Genomic DNA, 21,154 nt, shown 5'->3' with positions numbered 1-21,154 from the left:
AAGACCGCCCGCCCCCTCTTCGTGGCGCCTCACGGCCTCACGCCGACGGTTCGTCCGGTACGGGATGCTCGGGGTGGACGGTGGCCCCCTGCGGGGTGCCCTGTCGGCCCGTGCCCGCCTCGTCCGTGTCGGGCACGTCCTCGGCGGAGCCGTCCCGCTCCTCGGCGTCGGCCTCCGCGCGGGCGGTGTCACCCTCCCAGGGGTCCTCCCCGTCGCGTGCCTGCTGGTCCGGCAGGTCCCGCGGTACGGGCCCGTCGCTCTGACCCGCTCCTTCGACGCGATGCTCGGTCATGGCGTACTCCTTCCCGTCATCCGGGTTGCCGTCGTCGAAAGACAGGCGAGTACCTCCGCCGCGACCTGCGAAACCTGCGCCTAAGGGCTGTCCCGTAATCCCTGGCGGGCGTGCGACGACAGCTACGGCACCTCGCCGCGTTGTCGGGACGTCCGCATACATCCAGTATGCGGACGTCCCTCCGCCTTGCGATGCACCGCATCTGACGCCGCACGCTGATCCACCAGGGATTACGGGACAGCCCTTAGGGAACGCGCGAGGCGTTCTCGATCTCCGTCAGCGCCGCGACGAGTTCGGGCGCGACCGCCTCCTGCACCCAGGCGGCGTGGTCCTCGCCGGTCGCCCTCGGGATCGTCTCGGTGATCATGATGAGGTAGAGGTACGCGCGGTAGAGGGCGAGCCGCAACCGTGCGGGCCGGTCGAACTCGGCGTGGCCGCCTGCCTCCCGGTAGCCCGCGAGGAACGCCTCGTCCTTCGTGATGTCGCCGAGCAGGGCCAGGGAGACGAAGTCGGCCAGTGGGTCGCCCCAGAACATGCGCTCCCCGTCGATGAGGCCACCGATGCGGGCCTCGCCGGCCGTGCGGTCGACCAGGATGTTGCCCCGCCACAGGTCGAAGTGGACGAGGCGGGGGACGGTGACCTCGTCGAGGGCGTCGTGGGCGGCCTCGGCGGTACGGGCCACCTCGTCGGCCGGGAGGGGCAGCGGGGCGCCGTAGTGGCGGGCGTCGTCGAGGACGGCGTCGAACATCGTCGTGAACGCGGTCCGCCAGTCGGGGGCGAGCGGCCCCAGGGCGCCGGAGGGGTAACCGAAGGCGGGCCCGGTCACGGTGTGCAGCCGGGCCACCTGTCGTCCCAACTCGCCGCGCAGGCTGGTCTGTTCGGCTTCCGTGAGCGAGCCGTCCCAGGGGGCGCCCGGGATCGGCGTCATCAGCAGGTGCTGTCCGTCGAGGGCCAGCACCTGCGGCGCCGGGACGTCCGCGTGGGCGGCCCCGCGGTAGAACTCCGCCTCGGAGACCAGCAGTCGGTTCTCGTGCCGCAGGCCGGTCGCGGTCGGCGCGGTCTTCAGCACGTAGCGGCTGCCGTCGGTGAGGCGGAGCTCGTCGACGGCGTTGTACGTTCCGCCGCCGAGCGGTGCCAGGTGGGCGAGGCGGTCGGGCTCGAGGCCCGCTTCCGCGAGCATCCGCCGGGCCCGCTCCCAGGAGTCCGCCACCGTACGCCCACCCTTCTGTCGGTCAGCCCGCTGCTCGCTCAGCCCGCCGCGTACACGTCCTCGACGTAACGCCCGGCCGCGATGAGCCCGTCGAGCCACTGCTCGGCGTCCGCCGCGCCGGCGTCCGGCGTGCGGTCCCGGTACAGCGTACGGAACGCCTCCCGCACGCCGGGCGCCATCCGAGAACCGTCGCCGCAGACGTACACGCGGGCACCGGCGGCCAGCAGCTCCCAGACCTCGTCGGCCTCGGCGGCTATCCGGTGCTGCACGAAGGTCACCTCCCCCTCCGGGGCGGCGCTGAAGGCCGGGCGCAGGGACACGGCCCCGGCGGCCTCGGCGGCGCGCAGCTCCTCGGCGTGCAGGAAGTCGGCGTCGGGGGCGTCGCAGCCGAAGTAGCACAGCGCGGGGGCGAGTTCGGTGCCCGTCGCGAGGGCCGCCGTACGGTCGGCGACGGCACCGCGGAACGGGGCGAGGCCGGTACCGGCGGCCACCATGACCACCGGTGTTCCGGCGTCGATCCGGAAGGCCTCCCGGCAGGGCTGCACGCGGGCGTAGACGGTGGCGCCGGGCTCGATGTCGACGAGGTGACCCGAGCCGGTGCCCCGGTAGAGGCCCTTGCCCGAGCGGGAAGGGGCTTCCAGCAGGGACACCATCAGGTCCGCGTGGCCGGGGTCGACCGCGGGCGAGGAGGAGATGGAGTAGTGGCGGGGGCGCAGCGGGGTGAGCAGGTCGAGCAGCTGCGGCCAGTCCAGGGCGCCGCGCAGGGCCGGGAAGTCCTCGATCACCTCGACGAGGGTGCGCGGGTCGTCGGTGAGGGCGGCGAGGGCCATGCGCTCGGGCGGGCAGGGGTTGGCGGAGGACAGCACGGCGAGCTGGGCCGCGGTCGGACGCTCCTGCAACTCGACGTGGTGGGTCAGCAGCTGACGTACCGTCAAGGGCCGGTCCAGGGCGAGGCCGTCGCGGCGCGGGCGGGTGGGCCGGATGTCCAGGACGGTGTCGAGGTCGACGCCGAGGGCGGTCGCGGCGCGGTCGACGAGGGCCGGGGTGTTGACGGGCAGGACGGTGAGGTGGTCGGCGGTGCGGTAGGTGGTGCCCTCGGGCAGGGCGACGCGGACGAAGCGCTTGCGGCGCGGGTACCCGGGGGCGGTGAGGTCGTGGGCCTCGGTGACCGTCATCGGGACCAGCCCGTGCCGGTCAGCGAGGACGTCGAGCGGGCCGCCGGTGAGCGTGCGGACCTCGTAGGCGGCCGTGGGCTCGTCACCCGGTGCGGTGGCGTCCGGGTCGCCGTACTGCTCGAGGAGGGCGGTGCGCATCCGTGCCGTGAACGCGCGGACCGCGCCGGTCAGGTCGCCGGAGGCGTCGGCGGCGGTGCGGTCGGTGAGGCGGGTGGCGCCGAGTTCGGTGAGGCGTTCGTCGAGGCGGGTCGGGACGTGCTGGTAGGTGGCGGCCCAGTTGCGGTCGCCGACGCCGAGGACGGCGTACGTCACCCCGGACAGGTCAGGGGGTGTTGTGAAAGTCCGGTGCGGTGCCGTGGTGTCCTCCAGCCAGGCCGCGAAGGCGGTGGCGTCGTCGGTGGGGCGGCCGTTGTAGGAGGCGGCGGTGATGAACACCGGGCGGTCGGTGGGCAGGCCGGCGGCGAAGTCGTCCAGGGCGGCGACCTGGGTCTCGCACCCGATCTCCGCGGCCTCGTCGGCGAGTTGGGCGGCGAACTCGCGGCAGGTGCCGTAGTTGCTGCCGTACAGGAAGAGGGCGCCGGTGCCGGGGCGGACACGGGCGGGCAGCGCGACCGTGTCGACCGTCTCGCCGGCCGGGGCCTGGACGGCTCCCGGGAGCGGTGTGTGGGCGCGGTCCGCCGCGGTGCGCGGGGTGAGGGTCAGGGTGAAGCCCTCGGGCTTGAGGGTGAGGGTCTCCTTGACGGTGAGCCGGTAGTCGGCGTGGTCGCCGGGCCGGTAGCGGTGGACGAGCATCGCGAGCAGCATGGTCGCCTCGTGCAGCGCGAACTGCCGCCCGATGCAGGCGCGTTCACCGGTGCCGAAGGGCTTGAAGGCGTGTGCGGAGCGGGCCGCCTCCGCCTCGGGCGTGAAGCGGGAGGGGTCGAACAGCTCGGGGTTGTCACCCCACACCGGCTGCCGGTGCAGCATCGGCGCGAGCACGGTGACGGCCTGCCCGGCCTTCAGCGGGATCCGCCCGCCGAGGAGGGTGTCCTCGACGGCGTGGCGGCTGAAGGCGGCGGCCGTCGGCCACAGCCGCAGCGCCTCGTTGAGGACCTGCCGGGTGTAGGTGAGCCGCCCGACCTCGTCGTAGGTCGGCTCGGGGTCGGTGTCGCCCCACATCGCGTCGACCTCGCGCTGGACGAGCCGGAGCGCGGTGGGGTGCTTGGCGAGGTAGTACAGCGCGAAGGACATCGCGCCGGAGGTCGTCTCGTGGCCGGCGATCAGGAAGGTGATGACCTGGTTGCGGATGTTGGCGGCGTCCAGCGTGGTGCCGTCGTCCGGGTGCGCGGCGCTGAGCATCAGGCCGAGGAGGTCCTCGGCGCCGCTCTGGTCGGTGCCGGCCCGGGCGGCGATGACGTCGTCGACGACCCCGGCCAGGTAGTCGGAGTCCGCGCGGAAGGCCGCGTCGGCCGCCGAGTGGTCCTGGCCGGGGACGCGGGCGAGGCGGGTCATGGCCCACTCCAGGCAGCGGACCATCGACTCGACGAAGGGGTGGGGTTCGTCGCGCTCGAAGGAGCCGAAGTCGTAGTCGAACCCGGCGAGTCCGATGGTGTCGAGGGTCATCCGGGTCATGTCGTCGGGGACGTTCACCGGCTGTCCGGCGCCGGCGGCGCGGTCCCAGGAGTCGATGAGCCGGCGGGCCACCTTCAGCATCACGGGGTGGTAGGTGCGCATCGAGCCGAGCGCGAAGGCCGGCATGAGGATGTCGTGCGCCTTGGCCCAGTTGGGCTCGTCGTTGTACGCGGTGAACAGGCCGTCGGCGGTGAACGCGCGGACGTTCTCCAGGGCCGGCCCGACGTGCTTGGCGAACCGCCGCTCGTCGGCGAGTTCGCTCACCAGGTCGAGGTCGGCCACGAACAGGACGTCCCGCCCGTGCAGCCGCCGCACGAGCACCGGGCCGTGCTCGCGCATCAGGTCCATGATCTGCTGGATCGGCGTGTGGCCGGGGCCGGTGGCGGAGATGTCCACGACCGGAACGCCCGAGAAGGTGTCGGTGGTCCGCGGGTGCACTGCGGTGGGGGGCATGGCGCGACAACTGCCTTTCGCGGTACGGAAGTACTGCGATCAAGCCTGGTTGACGCGGTGGGGCACCCCGTGCCCCGGCACTACACGATCGTGCAGTCAAGAACGGGCAAGGGGACTTGCGCACTCCGCTTCGATGCGCAAGGCACCGGTCCGACCCGCGCGAGACGCGCCGGTCTACCCTGGCGCGATGACCACCGCGAACGTGCTGTCGATCGCTCTGGACGACATCGAGGACCCACCGCTGCGGCCGCTTCCCGGGGAGGCCGCCGAGCTGCTGGTCCGGCTGGCCCCTCCCCCGCGCCTCGTGGCTCACCTGCGGGCCGTCCACGACGTAGCCGCGCAGCTCCTCGACTGGGTGGAGCGGCGCTGTCCCGCGCTGGTCGTGGACCGGGAGGCGGTGCTCTTCGGCGCCGCCACGCACGACGTGGGCAAGACCCTGCACCCGGCGGAGCTCTCCGGCCCCGGCGCGGCGCACGAGGAGGCGGGCCGGGACCTCCTGCTGGCGCACGGCGTGTCGCCGGAACTGGCCCGCTTCGCCGCGGGCCACGCCTCCTGGGACGCCCCGGGCACCGGCGTGGACGACCTGCTGGTCAGCCTCGCCGACAAGGCCTGGAAGAACAGGCGCGTCACCGCTCTGGAGGACCTGGTGGTCGCGGAGCTCTCCCGTGCCGGGGGCCGGCCCGTCTGGGAGGAGTTCATGGCGCTGGACGAGTTCCTGACCGAGGTCGGCGAGGGGGCCGACGGCAGGCTGGCCTACCAGAACGCCCATCCCGTGCATGGGTGATGAACGCCCATCCCGTGCATCGGTGATGATGGGCGGCGGGAGGTGCCGGTGGAAGCGGGACGGTCGCAGGCCGTGGTCTGGCGCAATCGCGCGCTGATGCTGTTCGACCGGGTCGCGGTGCCGGTCGCGGTGTGCGACGTGTACGGCGCGGTCCTGCTCGCCAATCCGGCGATGGCCGCGGAGTGCGGGACGACTCCGGGGCGGCTGCGCGGGCGGGAGGTGCTGGAACTGTTCCGCCCGCAGGAGGCGACGCAGGTGGAGCGGATCGCGGAGGCGCTCCGGCTGCGGCACCGGTCGCGCTACCAGGTGTCGGTGGTCTGGCGGGCGTCCGACGGCCGGGAGCGGTACGGGGAGCTGACGGCGGACCCGGTGAGCGACACCGTGGAGGAGACACCCACCCTGCTGGTCATGCTGCGTGTCCAGGGTGACCGCGAGCCCCGCCCCGAGGAGCCGGCGGTGCGGGTCACACCGGTCGAGGCGACCATCCTCGCGCTGCTCGCCGGGGGCGCGACGACGGCCCGCGCCGCCCGCGAGACCGGCCTCACCGCGGACGGCGTGACGTACCACCTGCGGCGCCTGTCCGCCCGCTGGGGCGCCGCGAACCGCACCGAACTGGTCGCGCGCGCCTACGCACTGGGCGTGCTGGCGACAGGCGTGTGGCCGCCGTTGCCCGCCCCGGCCCAGTAGCCAGCCCTGCAGGATCCGCGAACGCATCGGTCCTGGATCTCGTACGGTCCGGTGCGGGCGGCGTCCCCGCCTCGGGGTGACGTCAGGACCCCAAGCCCTCGGCCGGGCGGGCCGGGGATGCTCGGCCACGGCTCGCGAACGCTGTCGTCGGTTTGCGCCAAGTACGGGGTGAGACCGCCGACCGGCGGTCCGGAGACGGAGGTCCCATGGCCACGGGCCTGGACGACAAAGAGCTGCTGGGCCGTGCGGCACGCGACCCGGACGCCTTCGAACCACTGGTCGAACGCCACTCGCGGGCCCTGCACGGCTACTTCGCGCGCCGCGCCCCCGGAGCCGCCGACGACCTGCTCGCCGAGCTGTGGCTCCAGGCGTACGCGACACGCCGCGGTTTCGACCCGGACCGCGGATCCGTACGGGCCTGGCTGTTCGGCGTGGCCAGGAACGTGCTCTCCGCACACTGGCGGCGGATCGCCGCGACGCGGCCCGACGTCATGCGCGGAAGCGGCGACGACGACCCCTGGGAGGCGGTGGACGACCGGCTCGTCGCGGCTGCCGTGGCGCCCAAACTGCGCGCGCTCCTCACTCGGTTACCGCCGGACGAACGGGAGTTGCTGCTGCTGGTCGCCTGGGAGCAGCTGACGCCGAGTGAGGCGGCGGCCGTGGTCGGCATCCCCGCCGCGACGGCCCGCACCCGTCTGCACCGTGCCCGCAACCGCATGCGCGCGGGCGCTCCCCTCGATCGGACCGGAGGCCCGGCATGACCGACATCACCGAACGTGACGACCTTCTTGACTTCCCGGGTGCCGACGAGCTGGTGGCGGCCGGAGCGGTGGCCCCTCCCTCGGCGGAAAGGATCACCGCCGTACGCGAGGTACTGGCTCTGCTGGCGGATCGTGAGGCCGAGCAGACGCACGCCCCGGCGCACGACGTCGTCGTACCGGGGACCGTGGCACGGCGGGGCCGTCCGAACGCGGCCCTCGCGCCCCCGGAGGACACGCTGGTCACCATCGGGGGCGCTCGGCAGCTCGCCGGTGAGCCTTCGTGGACCGGCGAGCGGCGCGGGCGTGGCTCGCGCCGCCGCCGGGTACTGATCGCCATGGCCGCGGTGGCGACGATCGCCGCCGGTGCGGTCGCCTATCCGGTGCTCGACCTGGGCGGGAAGCCGACGTCGACGGTCTCGGCGGCCTCGCGGTTCCTGAACGAGATGGCGGAGGTCTCCGAGGACGCCCAGGGAATGCAGGGGAAGTACTGGCGGGTCACCGCCGTGACGGTGAAGGCGGGCGTCCCGCGGGAGGAGACCTGGTGGGCCGACCGAGAGGGACGCACCTGGCGGGTGGACAAGAACGGCAAGGCGTACAAGTGGGAGAACCATGCCCGCTGGCGCGTGGGCGACCGGCGTCTGACCTGGCCGGATCTCGACGAGCTGCCTACTGATCCGGACGCCCTGACCGCCCGCTTCCCGAAGGACGCGGAGCTGCGGTTCTTCCAGATCGTGAACCTGCTGGACGAATCGCCCGCGAGTCCCGCGTTGCGGTCCGCCCTCTTCCGGGTCGTCGCGGAGATCCCGGGAGTGAAACTGGCCACCGGCGTCAAGGACAGCAGGGGCCGCTCGGGCACCGCGATCACGATCGCGTCGAAGTGGGTCTGGCATTCGGCCGACGGAGGGGAGCCGACCGTCTCCTGGCAGCCGGCCCGCAGCATCATCGACCCGAAGACCGGCTGGATTCTGGAGTCGAGCGGCACGCCCGCGGGAGAGGGCCGCATCACCGTGCTCACAGCGAGCCCGGCCGACCGCATCGGCTGAGTCCCGGAAATCCATTCGCTCGCCCTCGGTGCGGCTGTCTACCCTGGACCGAAACCTAGTACCCCTAGGTTTCGGTCCAGGTTCCGGAACCCCGCCGCCCAGGAGGCACTCCATGAGGTCACTCACCGAGCAGGACATCCGCAGCTCTTTCATCAACTGCTCCAAGGGCGAGGCCAAACGGCTGGCGGTCCCCCGCGATCTCGACGAACGCCCCTGGGGTGACCTGGACTTCCTCGGCTGGCGCGATCCGGGCGCACCCGACCGCAGCTATCTGGTCACCGAACGGCGGGGCGAACTCGTCGGCGTGACCCTCCGCTTCCCGCCCTCGCAGCGCGGCTTCCTGCACCGCAGCATGTGCTCCCTGTGTCTGACCACCCACCCCGGCGGCGGCGTCTCCCTGATGACGGCCCGCAAGGCGGGCCCGGCCGGCCGCGAGGGCAACTCCGTCGGGCTGTACATGTGCACCGACCTGGCCTGCTCCCTCTACGTACGCGGCAAGAAGTCCCCCGAGTCCGGGAGCCGCTTCGAGGAGAGCCTCACCCTGGAGGAGCAGATCACCCGCACCACGGGCAACCTGTCCTCCTTCCTCGACAAGCTCTACGGCTGATCCGGGCCTCACCGGTCCGTTCACCGCCCAGGCTCGCGTCCCGCACCGGCGTCGCCCATCCGGCCCATCTCCGCGTCCGGCTGGGGAAAACCACTGGTCGAGACGGGGGTTGTCCGTACCGCGCGGGCCGTTACAGTCCCCTCTGAGCACGTTCGGTGTGCCTCAGGAAGGGGAACAGGCCCAAGGATGCAAGACGTACGTGAGTGGCCTTCGTTCCTCATGGGATTGGTGAAGCGACACCGGGACCCCGTGGTCGTCCAGACGCTGCGGTCGGCCGGTGCCGCCACGATCGCCTACGTGATCGCGCTGCGCCTGAGCCCCGAGGCCGCGCCGCTGACCGCGCCCCTGACGGCGCTCCTGGTCGTCCAGGTCACGCTGTACGCCACGCTCACCAACGGCATCCGCCGGGTCAACGCCGTGGTGGCGGGTGTGCTGGTCGCCATCGCCTTCAGTCTGCTGGTGGGTCTGACCTGGTGGAGCCTCGCCCTGCTGATCGTGGCCGCACTGATGGTCGGGCGGCTGGTGCGGGTCGACGAGTACGTTCCCGAGGTGGCGATCAGCGCCATGCTGGTGCTCGGTGTGACCACGGTCGGGGACACGGCCTGGTCGCGGGTGCTGGAGACGCTGATCGGCGCGGTCGTCGGGCTGGCGTTCAACCTGTTTCTCGCTCCTCCGGTGTGGGTGGGCGAGGCGGGCGAGTCGATCGAGGGGCTGGCGCGCCGGGTGCGCCGGTTGATGCTGAGCGTCGGCGAGCAGGCGGCGGGCCGTACGCCCGTGGAGGAGGCGGCCGCGCGGCTGCACGAGGCGCGCCGGCTCGATCACGAGATCATCGAGGTGGACGCGGCCCTGCGGCAGGCCGAGGACAGCCTGCGGCTCAACCCGCGGGTACGGGAGGGCCTGCTGCACCGGGTGGTGCTGCGCACCGGTCTGGACACGCTGGAGATCTGCACGGTGGTCCTGCGCGTCCTGGCGCGCACGCTCACCGACCTGGCCAAGGCCCGCGAGCCCGAACCGCTGTTCGCGCCGCAGACGGGCGCCGCGGTGGAGCAGTTGCTGTCCGAGATCGCCGACGCCGTGGTCAGCTTCGCGGTGCTGGTGACCACCCACCTCAGCGAGAGCGCCGAGTCGGCGGAGGCGCGGCTGACCGCGGAGCTGCGCACGGCCGTCGGCACGCGCGACAAGCTGGCCCTGCTGCTGCGCGAGGAGGCCCAACGCGAGGACCGGCACTGGCAGCTGCTCGGCGCCGTCCTGACGGAGGTGAACCGGATCCTCGACGAACTCGACACCGAGCACCGCTCGCGCCGTCTGCTGGAGGAACTGGACCGTGTGTCGCGGGAACAGCGCGACCGGATGCCGCGGCTGACCCGGCTGCGCGAGCGCCTGGGCGTTCAGGAGCAGCTGTGGCGGAACCGTACGGGGATCTGAGGGCGTTCTCTGTGCAGGAGCGCCGGGCCGGGCCGGCGCGGGACGAGGGGGAGCGGGCCGATGGCCGACACGACGGTACGGATCGACGGGAACACCCTGCGGCTGCCGGGCGGGGCGGCGGTGCGGTTCGTGCGCACCCTGCGCCTGCCCGAGACGGGCACGCATCCGCTGCCGCCGGGGCTCGGCGAGTTCCCGGTCCGCCGGGTCTCCGACTATCCCGACACCGTGCCGGAGCAGTGGCGGGCGCGCGGGGGCGTGATGCTCCCGGTGTATCTGCGCGAGGCGATGTGGCTGAGCTTCACGGGCACGAGTGAGCCCGCCGCGCTCCAGGTCGGGGTGGGCAAGGTGTGCGCGGTCTCGGGCAAGCCGTGGAGCGACCGGCTGTCCCGGCGTCCCCGGCACCCCCAGAACTATGTGGTGCTGCCCCGCCAGCCCTGGCTGGACGGCATCAACTCGGGCAAGGGCACGGTCCGCCAGTTCGTGGCGGTGCCGCTGGGTCTGGGCGCGACGGTGGAGGGCCAGGTCACGGGCGAGGAGGTCTGGGGCGGCGTACAGCTGCAGTCCTTCCCGCTGCGGGACGAGCCGCTGGCCAGGTGGCGCGAGGAGGAGCGGCGCCGGGCGGAACAGCGCTCCATGACGGCGACCGGCGGCTACGGGGCCGCCCTGCCCATGGCCGCTCCCATGGCACCGGGCGCGGCCCCCGCGGCCGCTCCGGCGGGTCGGCCCCGGGCCGCCGCGGCCATGGGGCTCGGGGTCGGCGGGTCGATGCGCCAGGAGGTCTACCGGGACGAGCGGCCCCTGTCGGACTGGGCGGAGCGGCCCGCCGGGCGGGTCTTCGTGCACCTGGTGACGCCTCCGGAGTGGCGCCGCATCACCGGCGAGGCTCCCCCGCCGTCGCCGGTGGACCGTGCGGCCTACACGCGCGCGGGTCTGCCCTGGTACGACTACTACGACGCGGACGCCGAGGATCTGGCCCCCACCGACACGCTCGGGGCGGTCAAGCCGGTGGGCGACTGGCTCGGCGACGACCTCGACGCATGGCAGGCCCCGGCGCCCTCGCAGGTGCAGCACCTCAAGGGTGAGCCGGTGGAGGACGGCGACTGGTAGCCGCCGCGCGCGTCGCGCCCTCCGTAACTCACCGCGCCTCTTTTGCGTCGAACGGGTGATCCGGGCGAAGGTGGCTGTGACGACCGGGGCAACCGACGACCTGAGGTGCGGACATGGGCAGTGGTACGGAAGCGTCGCACGGAGGCTGGAGCAGGCGGCGTTTCGTGACCCTCCTCGGTGGGGCGGCGGCGCTTCCGGTACTGCCCGCCTGCGGGAGTTCGTCGGACCCGAACACGCCGCAGCCGCAGGAGGCCGCCACCTCGCCACGGCCCGAGGACACCGCTTCGGCCTCGCAGTCGCCGCCCGGGGCGCCCTCCGGCCCCAGGCCGCTCTACATCGGCACCTACACCTCCATCGAGGGCGGCGGCACCGGCATCGGCGTGGCCACCTACGACCCCGGCACCGGCCGGATCACGGGTGGCGACCCCGTCACCGGTGTCGCGGACCCGTCGTATCTCGCGGTGCACCCGAACGGGCGGACGCTGTACGCGGTGAACGAGCGCGAGCAGGGGACGGTGACCGCCGTACGGCTCGCCGACCGGAAGATCCTGGGCAGCCGTCCCACGGGCGGCGCGCATCCCTGCCATCTCTCGGTCCACCCGAGCGGGCGGTGGCTGCTCAGCGCCGACTACGGCTCGGGCAGTGTGGCCGTGCACCCGATCGAGGCGTCGGGCGGCCTCGGCGAACGCACCGACAAGGTCACGCACTCCACGCCCTCCCCCGGGCCGGGCCAGGAGGGCCCGCACGCCCATCAGTTCATCACCAGCCCGGACGGCGGTCACGTCCTCGCCGTCGACCTCGGCACGGACACCGTCTACACCTACCGCCTGGACGACAAGGCGGGCACGCTCACCGAGGCAGCGCAGGCGCACACCCGGCCGGGGGCCGGTCCGCGCCATCTCACCTTCCATCCCGGCGGCCGGTACGCCTACCTGGCCAACGAGACCGACGACACGGTCGCGGTCTGCTCCTACGATCCCCCGAGCGGCCGCCTGACCATCGGAGAGCCGCAGTCCACCGGGAGCGGGAAGGGCACCAACTACCCGGCGCAGATCCTGGTGACGTCCAACGGCGCGTACGCGTTCCTCGCCAACCGGGGCGACAACAGCATCGCGCGCTACGCGGTGGAGCGGGACGGCGCCCGGCTGCGGCTGCTGGGCACGGTGCCGGTGGAGGGGGACTTCCCCCGGCAGATCGCCTTCTCGCCGGACGGCGGACTGCTGTTCGCGGCGAACCAGAAGTCGAGTACGGTCAGCGTCTTCCACGTGGACACGGGCAGCGGTGCGCTGCGCCCCGCGGGCAAGCCGTTCGCGTCACCCGTCGCCGTCTGCGCGCTGCCGCTGTAGGGCGCGCGGGCAGGAGGCCGCGCTCGCCTGCGCCAGCAGGGCGTGCACCCGCTCGGTGAGCTGCGCGACGTCATCGGCGGGCGTGTGGAACGGCAGGCGTACGTCGCCGTGGGCGCGGGCGCGTTCGATGCGCAGCGTCAGCCCGTGCCGGTCCACGGCGAGCGGCTGGACGCGGACGGCGCCGTGCAGGCTGTCCGGTTCGACCAGCCGGGTGAGCCGCTCGACGGCGTCGGAGTGGCAGTCGGCGAGGTGGGTCAGCAGCCGCGCCTCGGCGCCGGACAGCGGGTCGGGCTCGGCGGCGGCGAACTCGTCGAGGTCGACGACCACCGCGCCGGCGGGTTCCTTCAGCACGACACGGGTGGCCGTGAAGGTGAGGTGCTCGTCCTCCGGGGCGAACCAGCCGGCGAGCCAGAGCCGGGTGCGGATCCGGCTGCGCACGGGGACGGGCGCGACGTCGGCGAACTCCAGCACGGCGGACGGCTCGCCGCGCGGCGCGCAGATGGCGGCCGTGAGCAGGGCGCTGTCCTCGGGCACGCGCAGCAGCACCCGGCCGTCGCCCGCGACACTGTGCGCACCGACGAACTCCTCGCGTCCGCCGGACGCGGTCACCGCGCAGGACCACGCGGTGGCGAGCACCGAACGCGCCCGCTGTGCCGCGGCAGGCGCGGCCGTCCAGTTCTGGCTGTCACCCATCCCAGACCTCCTTAGGTAAGCCTTGCCTAACTTATCGAAGATCGGGGTGTACGCCAACCACCGGCCCCCACCCTTCGGGGGACGCGCACGACGGTGCACGCTCAGAGGACGCCCAGCAACGCCCGCGCGCACAACTCCCGCACCTGCTCCCGCGACAGGTCCGAGCCGCGCAGCCACTCCAGACAGACCGCGGTGGTGAACGCCAGCCAGCCGCGCACCGCCAGACGCACGTCGGGGCGCTCCTCGAAAGCCGGGCCGAACTCGGGATCGGCCGCGAGGGCCGCCAGGATCTGGCGCTCCTGCGCCGCCAGGGCCCGCCGGTACACCCGGCGCACGGTCCGGTCCCCCGCCGCGTCGGCGCGGTGGAAGGCGCGGTAGCCGTGGGCGTGCGTACGCACGTACTCCAGGTAGGTGTCGAGGCCGGCGGTGAGCTGTTCGCGCACCGGGACGCCGGGCACGGCCGCCGTCATCCGCAGCATCCGCCCGCTCTCCCGCTCGACCACCGCCGCGAAGAAGTCCCGCTTGGTCGGGAAGTAGTGGTAGAGCAGCCCGCGGGAGACCCCGGCGATCTCGGCGACCTGCTCGATCCACACGTCGTCGTACGGGCTCTCCGAGAACAGCCGCGCCCCCACCGTCAGCAGCTGTTCCCTGCGTTCCGAGGTGCTGAGCCGGCGGCGTGTGCGCGCTGAGTCGTTCGCGGCCATCCCCGCACCTTACTTGACGTCGGTTCAACAACGGGTCGAGACTGATCACGTTATTGACCCCACGTACAACAGACAGTCCCACACGCACGTCACACGCACGTCCACAAGCGCTCAACCTGCCGCTGACTCAAGGGAGATCGCGTCATGGCGACGACGACGGGGGCCGTACCGACGAAGGGGCCGCGCGGTGCCGCGGCGGGCTGGCCCGAACTGCACCGCATTCCGCATCCGCCGTACCGACTGCCCTGGCTCGGCGACCTCCTGGGCGTGAGCCGGGACAAGCCCCTTCAGGACAACCTCCGGTTCGCCCGCCGCCTGGGCCCGATCTTCCGGCGCAAGGGATTCGGCAGGGAGTTCGTGTTCGTGGGCGGTGCCGAGCTCGCCGCCGACCTGGCGGACGAGACCCGCTTCGCCAAGCACGTCGGCCTCGGCATAGCCAACCTGCGGCCCGTCGCCGGGGACGCGCTGTTCACGGCGTACAACCACGAGCCCAACTGGCAGTTGGCGCACGACGTCCTGGCCCCGGGCTTCAGCCGGGAGGCCATGGCGGCCTACCACCCGATGATGCTGTCCGTGGCCGAGCAGCTCACCGCCCACTGGGACCGCGCGACGGCGGCCGGACGCTCCGTCGACGTGCCCGGCGACATGACCAAGCTGACCCTGGAGACCATCGCGCGCACCGGGTTCGGGCACGACTTCGGCTCCTTCGAGCGCACCCGCCCGCACCCCTTCGTCACCGCGATGGTGGGCACCCTCACCTACGCGCTGCTCCTCGACACCGTGCCGTCCCGGCTGCTGCTGCGGCGCGCGGCGCGCCGCAACGAGGCCGACATCGCCTACCTCAACCGCACCGTCGACGGTCTCGTGCACGCCCGCCGGTCGGCGAGCGGGAACGGCGACCTGCTGGACCGGATGCTGGAGACCGCCCACCCGGAGACCGGGGAGCGACTGTCCGCGGAGAACGTGCGCCAACAGGTCATCACCTTCCTGATCGCCGGCCACGAGACGACGTCGGGCGCGCTCTCCTTCGCCCTGCACTACCTCTCCCGGCACCCCGACATCGCGGCCCGCGCCCGCGCCGAGGTGGACCGGGTGTGGGGCGACGCGGCCGTACCGGCGTACGACCAGGTGGCCAAGCTGCGGTACGTCCGCCGGGTGCTGGACGAGGCACTGCGGCTGTGGCCGACCGCGCCGGCCTACGCGCGGGAGGCCCGCGAGGACACGGAGCTGGCCGGCGACCATCCGATGCGGCGGGGGGCCTGGGCCCTGGTCCTCATCCCGATGCTGCACCGGGACCCCGCGGTGTGGGGCGCGAACGCCGACCGGTTCGACCCGGACCGCTTCGACGCCCAGGCGGTACGCGCCCGTGCGCCGCACACCTACAAGCCCTTCGGGACCGGGGCGCGGGCCTGCATCGGGCGCCAGTTCGCGCTGCACGAGGCCATGCTGGTCCTCGGAATGCTGCTGCGCCGGTACGACCTGGTCCCGGACCCGGCCTACCGGCTCCGGGTGACCGAACGCCTGACGCTGATGCCGGACGGGCTGCGGCTGCGCCTGGAGCGGCGGCACCCCGTCACCGCCGCGGTGTCCCCCGCCGTGGAGGAGCCGTCGTCAGAGCCGCGCTGCCCAGTGCACGGGGTGGGTGACTGACTCCGGCAGCCGCGTGCCGGCGCTCCCCCGGGCCGCGTTGAGCTGCGGCTGAGTGAGGAAGAACGCGCCGGTCAGGTCGGCGTCGGTGAGGTCGGTGTCGCGCAGGTCGGCGCCTATGAGATCGGCGCCGCGCAGGTCGGCCCCCGTCAGGTCGGCGGCGATCAGGTAGGCGCCCCGCAGGTTGGCTCCGCGCAGGTCGGCGCCCTTGAGGCGGGCGCCCATCAGGTCGGCGCCCCGGCGGTTCTTTCCGCGCCCGCGGGTCCCCGCCCGGGCCAGTTCGCTGGTCCTGAGCAGGAGCGCGTTGACCTGCTCGCGGTGGGCGCCCACGTCCAGCGCGGCGAGTTCGTCGGGAGTCTGCAGGGTGAGCCGCTCGGTCTGCTCCAGGGCCCGCCGCAGGTCGGAGTGGATCGGACGGGCGGCGGGCAGGGAGAGGGCCTCGGTGAGGTACCAGAGCAACTCATGCAGGTGCCGGACGACCGGGAACACGTCGACCATGCGACGGGCGTGCTCGCGCGACCCGGTGCGCCAGTCCTCGCCGCCGAAGGTCACCTGCGAGACCTTCTGTCCGGCGCCGAAGCAGTCGTAGACCGTGCAGCCGCTGAACCCCTTCTGACGCAGCTTCGCGTGGATGCCGCACCGGTGGTCGCCCTGGAGGTTGGGGCAGGGGGTGCCGGCGTCCTTGTCGAGGGCGAAGTCCGCGGAGGCGGCGAAGGGCAGGGCCACGCAGCACAGGCCGAAGCACTGCGCGCAGTCGCCGCGCAGCGCGGCCCGGTCGGCTGGTCGATCTGACATGACGACCAGCCTACGTGCGCCGGACCGCCCCGCGTCGCGGCGGCTACCTGCTGAACAGCTCGAAGGAGACCGCGGGCTTCCCGCCGAACCGCTCCCCCGTGGCTTCGGCGTTGCGGCTCAGGAACGCGCGGACGTACGTCTCCGGGTCCTCGTCCGTCAACGCCTCGATGTAGGTGCGGTGTTCGAGCAGGGAGCGCACCGCGCGCTCCAGGCCCGGCGTGGCGTCCACGGCGTGGGTGGGTGAGGCGGATCCGGCGACGGCGACCCAGCGCACCCCGTTCCACGGCTGGAGGCCCTGCTCGACGAGCTCCGGGAAGATCCACCGGTTGCCCGCGTCCGCCGCCGCGTCCAGGGTGGCACGGCCCACCGCGACATGGTCGGGGGTGTTCCAGGCGACGCCGCCCCAGGTGTCCCGGTGGTTGAGGGTGATCACCAGCTCGGGACGGTGTCGGCGGATCGCGGCGGCGATGTTCCGGCGCAGGGCGGTGCCGTACTCGACGACACCGTCCCGGTGGTCGAGGAACTCCACCGCCGACACGCCCACCACCGCCGCGCTCGCCCGCTGCTCCCGCTCCCGCAGCGGGCCGCACTTCTCCGGCGCGAGCGTGTCGATGCCTGCCTCGCCGCGGGTGGCGAGGACGTAGGCGACCTCGCGGCCGCCGTCGGTCCAGGCGGCGATCGCCGCCGAGCAGCCGTACTCGAGGTCGTCCGGATGGGCGACGACGGCGAGGGCGCGCCGCCAGTCGTCCGGCATGGGCTGGAGCTGGGTGTTCGTCGGCTCGGTCATGGAGCCAGCCTGTCAGACCTCGTCGCGGGCCAGGGCCAGCAGCCGGTCCAGGACACGCGGTCCGCCCGCGCGGACGCCGTCGTGCTCGAACTCGTCGGTGACCCAGGTGCGCAGGCCGCGGATCGCGCGGGCGGTGTCGAGGGAGTGGGCGGTGTCGACGTACATGTCGTCGTGGTAGACGGCCGCCGCGACCGGCACCTCGTTGGTGGCGAGGCGGGCGCGGTCGTACAGGGGCCGCCAGTCGGTGCGGGCGGCGAGCAGCTCGGCGGTCTCGCGCAGGGGGCGCAGCGCGGGGTCGCAGTCGAACATCCAGGGGTGGATCGTCTCGCCGGTGAACAGCAGCGGTCCGTCGCCCGCGAGGGTCTTCGCCGCGTCGAACTGCGGGAACTCGGCGCGGACGCGTTCGGCCGACCAGGCGGTGGGGCGGGTGTCCTGGCCGTAGATCGCCTCGTGGACGAGGGCGTACAGGGGGTGGCCGGCGTACGACAGGAGTCCCTGGACCTCCTCCTGGAACGCGTCGGCCAGGGCCGGGCCCTGGGGGGTGCGGACGAAGGTGTGTTCGAGGAGGTGGTGCAGCCGGTGGCTGCCCTCGCTGCCGCCGAGGAGGATGCCGAGGGACTGGAAGGCCTCGACGGTGAGGCGGTAGCCGTTCGGGAGGACCACCGGTTCCCGCGCGAGGTGCTCGGCGATGCGCCGCGCGCGTTCGACGTCCTGGGGGTAGCGGGCGTAGTGCGCGGTCACCTTGCGTTCGACGCGCGGGTAGGCGGCGCGGTAGACGTCGTCGGCGTGGGCGTCCAGCGAGGGCAGGCCGCCGGTGACGATCGCGGCACTCAGGCCCTCCGGGGCCGTGGAGAGGTAGTTCACCGTGCAGAAGCCGCCGAAGCTCTGCCCGAGCACGGTCCAGGGGGCACCGCCGGTGACGGTCGGGCGGATGGCCTCGCAGTCGCGGACGATGGCGTCGGCGCGGAAATGCGTGAGGTAGTCGGCCTGTTCGGCGGGGCCGCCGCGCAGCGGGAGCGTCTGGCGGTTGGCCGGGGTGGAGTGGCCGGTGCCGCGCTGGTCGAGGAGGAGCACGCGGTACTCCTCCAGGGCGCGGGCGAGCCACGCCTGCTTGCCGACGAAGCGCTGGGCGCCGAAGCCGGGGCCGCCCTGGAGGTAGACCAGCCACGGCAGGTCGCGGTGCGCCTTGTCGCTCGCGACGACCTCACGGGCGTAGAGCTCGATCGTCTCCCCTGCCGGGTCCTCGTGGTCGAGCGGCACGGTGAAGTGGCGGTCGGTGAGGACGAGGCCGGGCTGACGGTAGCTGGGGGTCAACGGGACTCCTGGGGCGGTCGGGGTGCGGGCCGCGTCCCAGTTCAGCACAGGTCCGGGCGGCCGCGTGAGCCCCCGGGATCAAGGTCGGCTGCTGAATGCCCGCTCAGCGGGCGGCCAGGGGCTGCTGAACCGCCGCTCAGCGGGCCGACAGGCTGGAGCGGCGCACCACCAGCTCGGGCTGGAGCACCACGCGCCGGTGTTGGTGCGGCTTGGCCGGGGTGTCGGCCGCGGTTTCCTCCGTCTCCTCCAGGAGCAGTTCGGCGGCCAGGGCGCCGAGGGTGACGGCGGGCTGGCGCACCGAGGTGAGCGGGACGGCCGCGGCCGCCGCGAAGTCGATGTCGTCGTAGCCGACGATCGCGAGATCGTCGGGGACGTCGACTCCGGCCGCGAACATGGCCTGCAGGACGCCCAGCGCCAGCAGGTCGTTGGCGCAGAACACGGCGGTGGGGCGGTCGGCGAGGCCGAGCAGTCGGGCTCCGGCGTCCCGGCCGGCGGCGACGTCGAGCCGCTCGGTGGGCAGCTCGCGCAGGCACTCCGGACCGAGGCCGGCCTCTTCCAGGGCGTTCAGCGCGCCGGTGCGGCGGTCGCGGACCTGGTTGAAGCCGGGCGGACCGCTGACGTACGCGATGGAGCGGTGTCCGGCGTCGACGAGGTGCCGGACCGCGAGGGCGCCGCCCGCCACGTCATCCACCGAGACGGAGCACTCGGTGGTGCCCTCGGCGACCCGGTCCACCAGGACGAAGGGGATGCCGTGCCGGCGGAACGACTCGATGTTGCGGCCGGTCGCGTCCGCCGGGGTGAGCAGCACGCCCCGTACCCGTTGCTCGGCGAAGAGCGACAGGTACTCGGCCTCCTCGCTGACGCTCTCGGCGCTGTTGCAGACCATCACACCGAGCCCGGCGTCCCGGGCGGCGCGCTCGGCGCCGCGCGCGACGTCGACGAAGAAGGGGTTGCCCATGTCGAGGACGAGCAGCCCCATGATCCGGCTGCGGCCCGCGCGCAGCTGTCGCGCGGACTCGCTGCGGACGTAGCCGAGGCGGTCTATGGCGGACTGGACGCGCGCCCGGGTCTCGGTGGCGACGCTGTCCGGCCGGTTGATGACGTTCGACACCGTACCGACGGAGACTCCGGCGGCACGGGCGACATCCTTGATACCCACCGACTGGGCCATCAGGCGGGGACCTCCAGAAGGACGAGGGGCGGCGGGTGCGCGTTCACACTACCGTCACGGCAGCACCCGCCGGTCCCTCTCATGCGGGCAGGGCGAAGTCGACGACGTGCAGCGCCGACGGGGTCGTACCGGTGGACTTCTCCTGGTACATGAACGAGAGCACGTTGTCCGTCCTGACACGCAGCTCGTCGATGACGACCTCGCCGAAGGCGTTGAGGCCGCTGCCGTCGAACAGGAGCTTCCAGTCGGTGTAGCCGGAGGCCTTCGAGGCGCCGGCGATCCGGCCGAACGGGAAGATCGCGTAGGCGTTGTCGTACTTGTCCAGGATCAGCTTGGTGCGCTGGCTGGAGCCCAGCGGGACCGGGATCTCGGTCTTCTGCCAGGCGCCGGAGGAGTCCTTGCGGAGGTGGAAGGCCCGGCCGTTGGCGGTGCGGTCGGCCACGTAGTCGGTGGTGCACTGGCCGAAGCGGCCGGGGACGTAGCTGATGACGGCGTGCGGCAGGCCGGCGGAGTCGGTGAACTGGCTCTCCTGGTTCATCAGGGAGTGGTCCGGGTTCAGCGGGTCGACGACCAGGCCGCTGTCGGTGACCGCCGCCTTGTCGGAGCCGCCGGTGGTGCCGACGACGGTGCCCGCGTTGTTGCGCCAGGTGCGGCCGCGGTCGGTGGAGTAGACGTAGCCGGTGTCGTGGTTGGTGATGCCGCCGCCGTTGCACATCACGGCGCCGTTCTGCTCGCGCCAGGTGAAGAAGGCGTGCAGCCGGCCGTTGACGTCGTAGTCGATGCCGTGGAGGTACATGTTGCGGGCCGTCGAGGAGCCGTGCTCGCTGGTGTAGGTGCCGGTGGAGCTGGACCACTCGCCGAGGTTGGTCCAGGTCGAGCCGTCGTACTCGGCGAGCGCGTTGCGGCCGTTGCCGGAGATGGCGACACGGTAGCTGAGCTGAAGCTTGCCGTCCGGGGTGGAGATGAACTGCGGGTACGTGAACTGCGAGGTGAGCGCCAGGCCGTCCAGCGTGGACTGCGGCGCGCCGAAGCGGCTCGTGGTCCAGCTCAGCCCGGCCGGGTTGTCCAGCAGCCCCGCGACCGACTTGACGTAGGTGAAGCCGTCGCTGTGGGAGTCCATGTTGAGGTGGAGACGGCCGTCGACCTTGGAGACGCCCATGGAGATGACGTTGTGCGAGTCGTCGGCCTTGAGGGTGTGGCCGACCTTGACGGTGGACCAGGTGCCCCCGCCGAGGACGCGGCGGCCCACGACGGCGTTCCGGTCGGCGGTGTACCAGGCGGCGTACTGGTAGCCCTTGTAGGTCAGCAGACCGTTCTTCTGGAACGAGTTGTTGTTGACCAGTCCGTCGTACGACACGAAGAAGATGGCCTGCGTGTCCAGGGTCGTGGTGCCGGTACGGCTGACCGAGGGGCCCGGGTCGGCGGCACGGGCGGTGCCGGAGGCGAGCACGGGCGTCACCACGGCACCGGCGAGGGCGGCGCCCAGCAGCGTGCGTCTGTTCATCTCGGGGGACTCCATTGTCGGCGAGCGGTAACTGCGGG

General features: G+C 73.0%; 19 protein-coding genes. 9 read left to right on the top strand and 10 right to left on the bottom strand.

Features of this window, described 5'->3' with window-relative positions; all coding sequences use genetic code 11:
- Window positions 1-37: 37 nt before the first annotated feature.
- From ACGFNV_RS05355 to ACGFNV_RS05345, 3 genes are all read right to left on the bottom strand, one after another.
- Entirely contained in the window at window positions 38-292 is a 255-nt protein-coding gene (locus ACGFNV_RS05355) for a hypothetical protein (RefSeq protein ID WP_393619505.1), read from the bottom strand.
- A gap of 244 nt (window positions 293-536) precedes the next feature.
- Window positions 537-1,502, bottom strand: coding sequence for a phosphotransferase family protein (locus ACGFNV_RS05350; RefSeq protein ID WP_393619503.1), 966 nt, complete (start codon window positions 1,500-1,502; stop codon window positions 537-539).
- Between the two features lie 38 nt (window positions 1,503-1,540).
- A complete protein-coding gene (locus tag ACGFNV_RS05345) occupies window positions 1,541-4,741 on the bottom strand; it encodes a bifunctional cytochrome P450/NADPH--P450 reductase (RefSeq protein WP_393619501.1) in 3,201 nt (1,066 codons plus the stop codon).
- A 187-nt stretch (window positions 4,742-4,928) separates the two neighbouring features.
- On the opposite strand from ACGFNV_RS05345, the gene ACGFNV_RS05340 reads away from it, so the two are divergent.
- The 8 genes from ACGFNV_RS05340 to ACGFNV_RS05305 all read left to right on the top strand — a co-directional run bounded on the left by ACGFNV_RS05340 (window position 4,929) and on the right by ACGFNV_RS05305 (window position 12,501).
- The gene (locus ACGFNV_RS05340; protein ID WP_393619499.1) at window positions 4,929-5,525 is read left to right on the top strand and encodes an HD domain-containing protein; all 597 of its coding nucleotides are present in this window, start codon (window positions 4,929-4,931) and stop codon (window positions 5,523-5,525) included.
- 96 nt (window positions 5,526-5,621) lie between these two features.
- Window positions 5,622-6,212, top strand: a complete 591-nt coding sequence (locus tag ACGFNV_RS05335) for a PAS domain S-box protein (RefSeq protein ID WP_393620038.1) — start codon at window positions 5,622-5,624, stop codon at window positions 6,210-6,212.
- A 206-nt stretch (window positions 6,213-6,418) separates the two neighbouring features.
- A complete protein-coding gene (locus ACGFNV_RS05330; RefSeq protein WP_393619498.1) occupies window positions 6,419-6,973 on the top strand; it encodes an RNA polymerase sigma factor in 555 nt (184 codons plus the stop codon).
- Window positions 6,970-8,016, top strand: coding sequence for a CU044_5270 family protein (locus ACGFNV_RS05325; RefSeq protein WP_393619497.1), 1,047 nt, complete (start codon window positions 6,970-6,972; stop codon window positions 8,014-8,016). Before ACGFNV_RS05330 ends, ACGFNV_RS05325 begins: the two co-directional genes overlap by 4 nt.
- 112 nt (window positions 8,017-8,128) lie before the next feature.
- Window positions 8,129-8,623 carry an FBP domain-containing protein gene (locus ACGFNV_RS05320; RefSeq protein WP_393619496.1) on the top strand — a complete coding sequence of 165 codons (495 nt, stop codon included), beginning with the start codon at window positions 8,129-8,131 and terminating at the stop codon, window positions 8,621-8,623.
- Between the two features lie 186 nt (window positions 8,624-8,809).
- Complete coding sequence (locus ACGFNV_RS05315) at window positions 8,810-10,048, top strand: FUSC family protein (RefSeq protein WP_393619495.1); 1,239 nt, start codon at window positions 8,810-8,812, stop codon at window positions 10,046-10,048.
- 60 nt (window positions 10,049-10,108) lie between these two features.
- Window positions 10,109-11,155, top strand: a complete 1,047-nt coding sequence (locus tag ACGFNV_RS05310) for a hypothetical protein (RefSeq protein ID WP_393619493.1) — start codon at window positions 10,109-10,111, stop codon at window positions 11,153-11,155.
- A gap of 113 nt (window positions 11,156-11,268) precedes the next feature.
- Window positions 11,269-12,501 carry a lactonase family protein gene (locus ACGFNV_RS05305; protein WP_393619492.1) on the top strand — a complete coding sequence of 411 codons (1,233 nt, stop codon included), beginning with the start codon at window positions 11,269-11,271 and terminating at the stop codon, window positions 12,499-12,501.
- On the opposite strand, the gene ACGFNV_RS05300 is transcribed toward ACGFNV_RS05305, so the two are convergent.
- The gene (locus ACGFNV_RS05300; protein WP_393619490.1) at window positions 12,469-13,194 is read right to left on the bottom strand and encodes a DUF2470 domain-containing protein; all 726 of its coding nucleotides are present in this window, start codon (window positions 13,192-13,194) and stop codon (window positions 12,469-12,471) included. The two genes, ACGFNV_RS05305 and ACGFNV_RS05300, sit on opposite strands and share 33 nt — an antisense overlap.
- Before the next feature lie 101 nt (window positions 13,195-13,295).
- Window positions 13,296-13,898 (bottom strand): TetR/AcrR family transcriptional regulator, encoded by a 603-nt coding sequence (locus tag ACGFNV_RS05295; protein WP_393619488.1) that lies wholly within the window; start codon window positions 13,896-13,898, stop codon window positions 13,296-13,298.
- A gap of 144 nt (window positions 13,899-14,042) precedes the next feature.
- On the opposite strand from ACGFNV_RS05295, the gene ACGFNV_RS05290 reads away from it, so the two are divergent.
- On the top strand, window positions 14,043-15,548 hold the full coding sequence (locus tag ACGFNV_RS05290; RefSeq protein WP_393619486.1) for a cytochrome P450: 1,506 nt from the start codon (window positions 14,043-14,045) through the stop codon (window positions 15,546-15,548).
- On the opposite strand, the gene ACGFNV_RS05285 is transcribed toward ACGFNV_RS05290, so the two are convergent.
- From ACGFNV_RS05285 to ACGFNV_RS05265, 5 genes are all read right to left on the bottom strand, one after another.
- Entirely contained in the window at window positions 15,510-16,340 is an 831-nt protein-coding gene (locus tag ACGFNV_RS05285) for a pentapeptide repeat-containing protein (protein ID WP_393619485.1), read from the bottom strand. The two genes, ACGFNV_RS05290 and ACGFNV_RS05285, sit on opposite strands and share 39 nt — an antisense overlap.
- A gap of 43 nt (window positions 16,341-16,383) precedes the next feature.
- Window positions 16,384-17,127 (bottom strand): PIG-L deacetylase family protein, encoded by a 744-nt coding sequence (locus tag ACGFNV_RS05280; protein WP_393619483.1) that lies wholly within the window; start codon window positions 17,125-17,127, stop codon window positions 16,384-16,386.
- Window positions 17,128-17,139: 12 nt separating this feature from the next.
- Window positions 17,140-18,441 (bottom strand): alpha/beta fold hydrolase, encoded by a 1,302-nt coding sequence (locus ACGFNV_RS05275; protein WP_393619482.1) that lies wholly within the window; start codon window positions 18,439-18,441, stop codon window positions 17,140-17,142.
- 136 nt (window positions 18,442-18,577) lie between these two features.
- Window positions 18,578-19,612 (bottom strand): LacI family DNA-binding transcriptional regulator, encoded by a 1,035-nt coding sequence (locus tag ACGFNV_RS05270; protein ID WP_393619480.1) that lies wholly within the window; start codon window positions 19,610-19,612, stop codon window positions 18,578-18,580.
- A 79-nt stretch (window positions 19,613-19,691) separates the two neighbouring features.
- Window positions 19,692-21,116 carry a BNR repeat-containing protein gene (locus ACGFNV_RS05265; RefSeq protein ID WP_393619478.1) on the bottom strand — a complete coding sequence of 475 codons (1,425 nt, stop codon included), beginning with the start codon at window positions 21,114-21,116 and terminating at the stop codon, window positions 19,692-19,694.
- Between the last annotated feature and the right edge of the window lie 38 nt (window positions 21,117-21,154).

It is taken from the genome of Streptomyces sp. NPDC048751, assembly GCF_043198595.1.
Classification (GTDB): Bacteria; Actinomycetota; Actinomycetes; order Streptomycetales; family Streptomycetaceae; genus Streptomyces.
The sequence above is the reverse complement of the archived record's forward strand: the minus strand, read 5'-3'. Positions and strand labels throughout refer to the sequence as shown.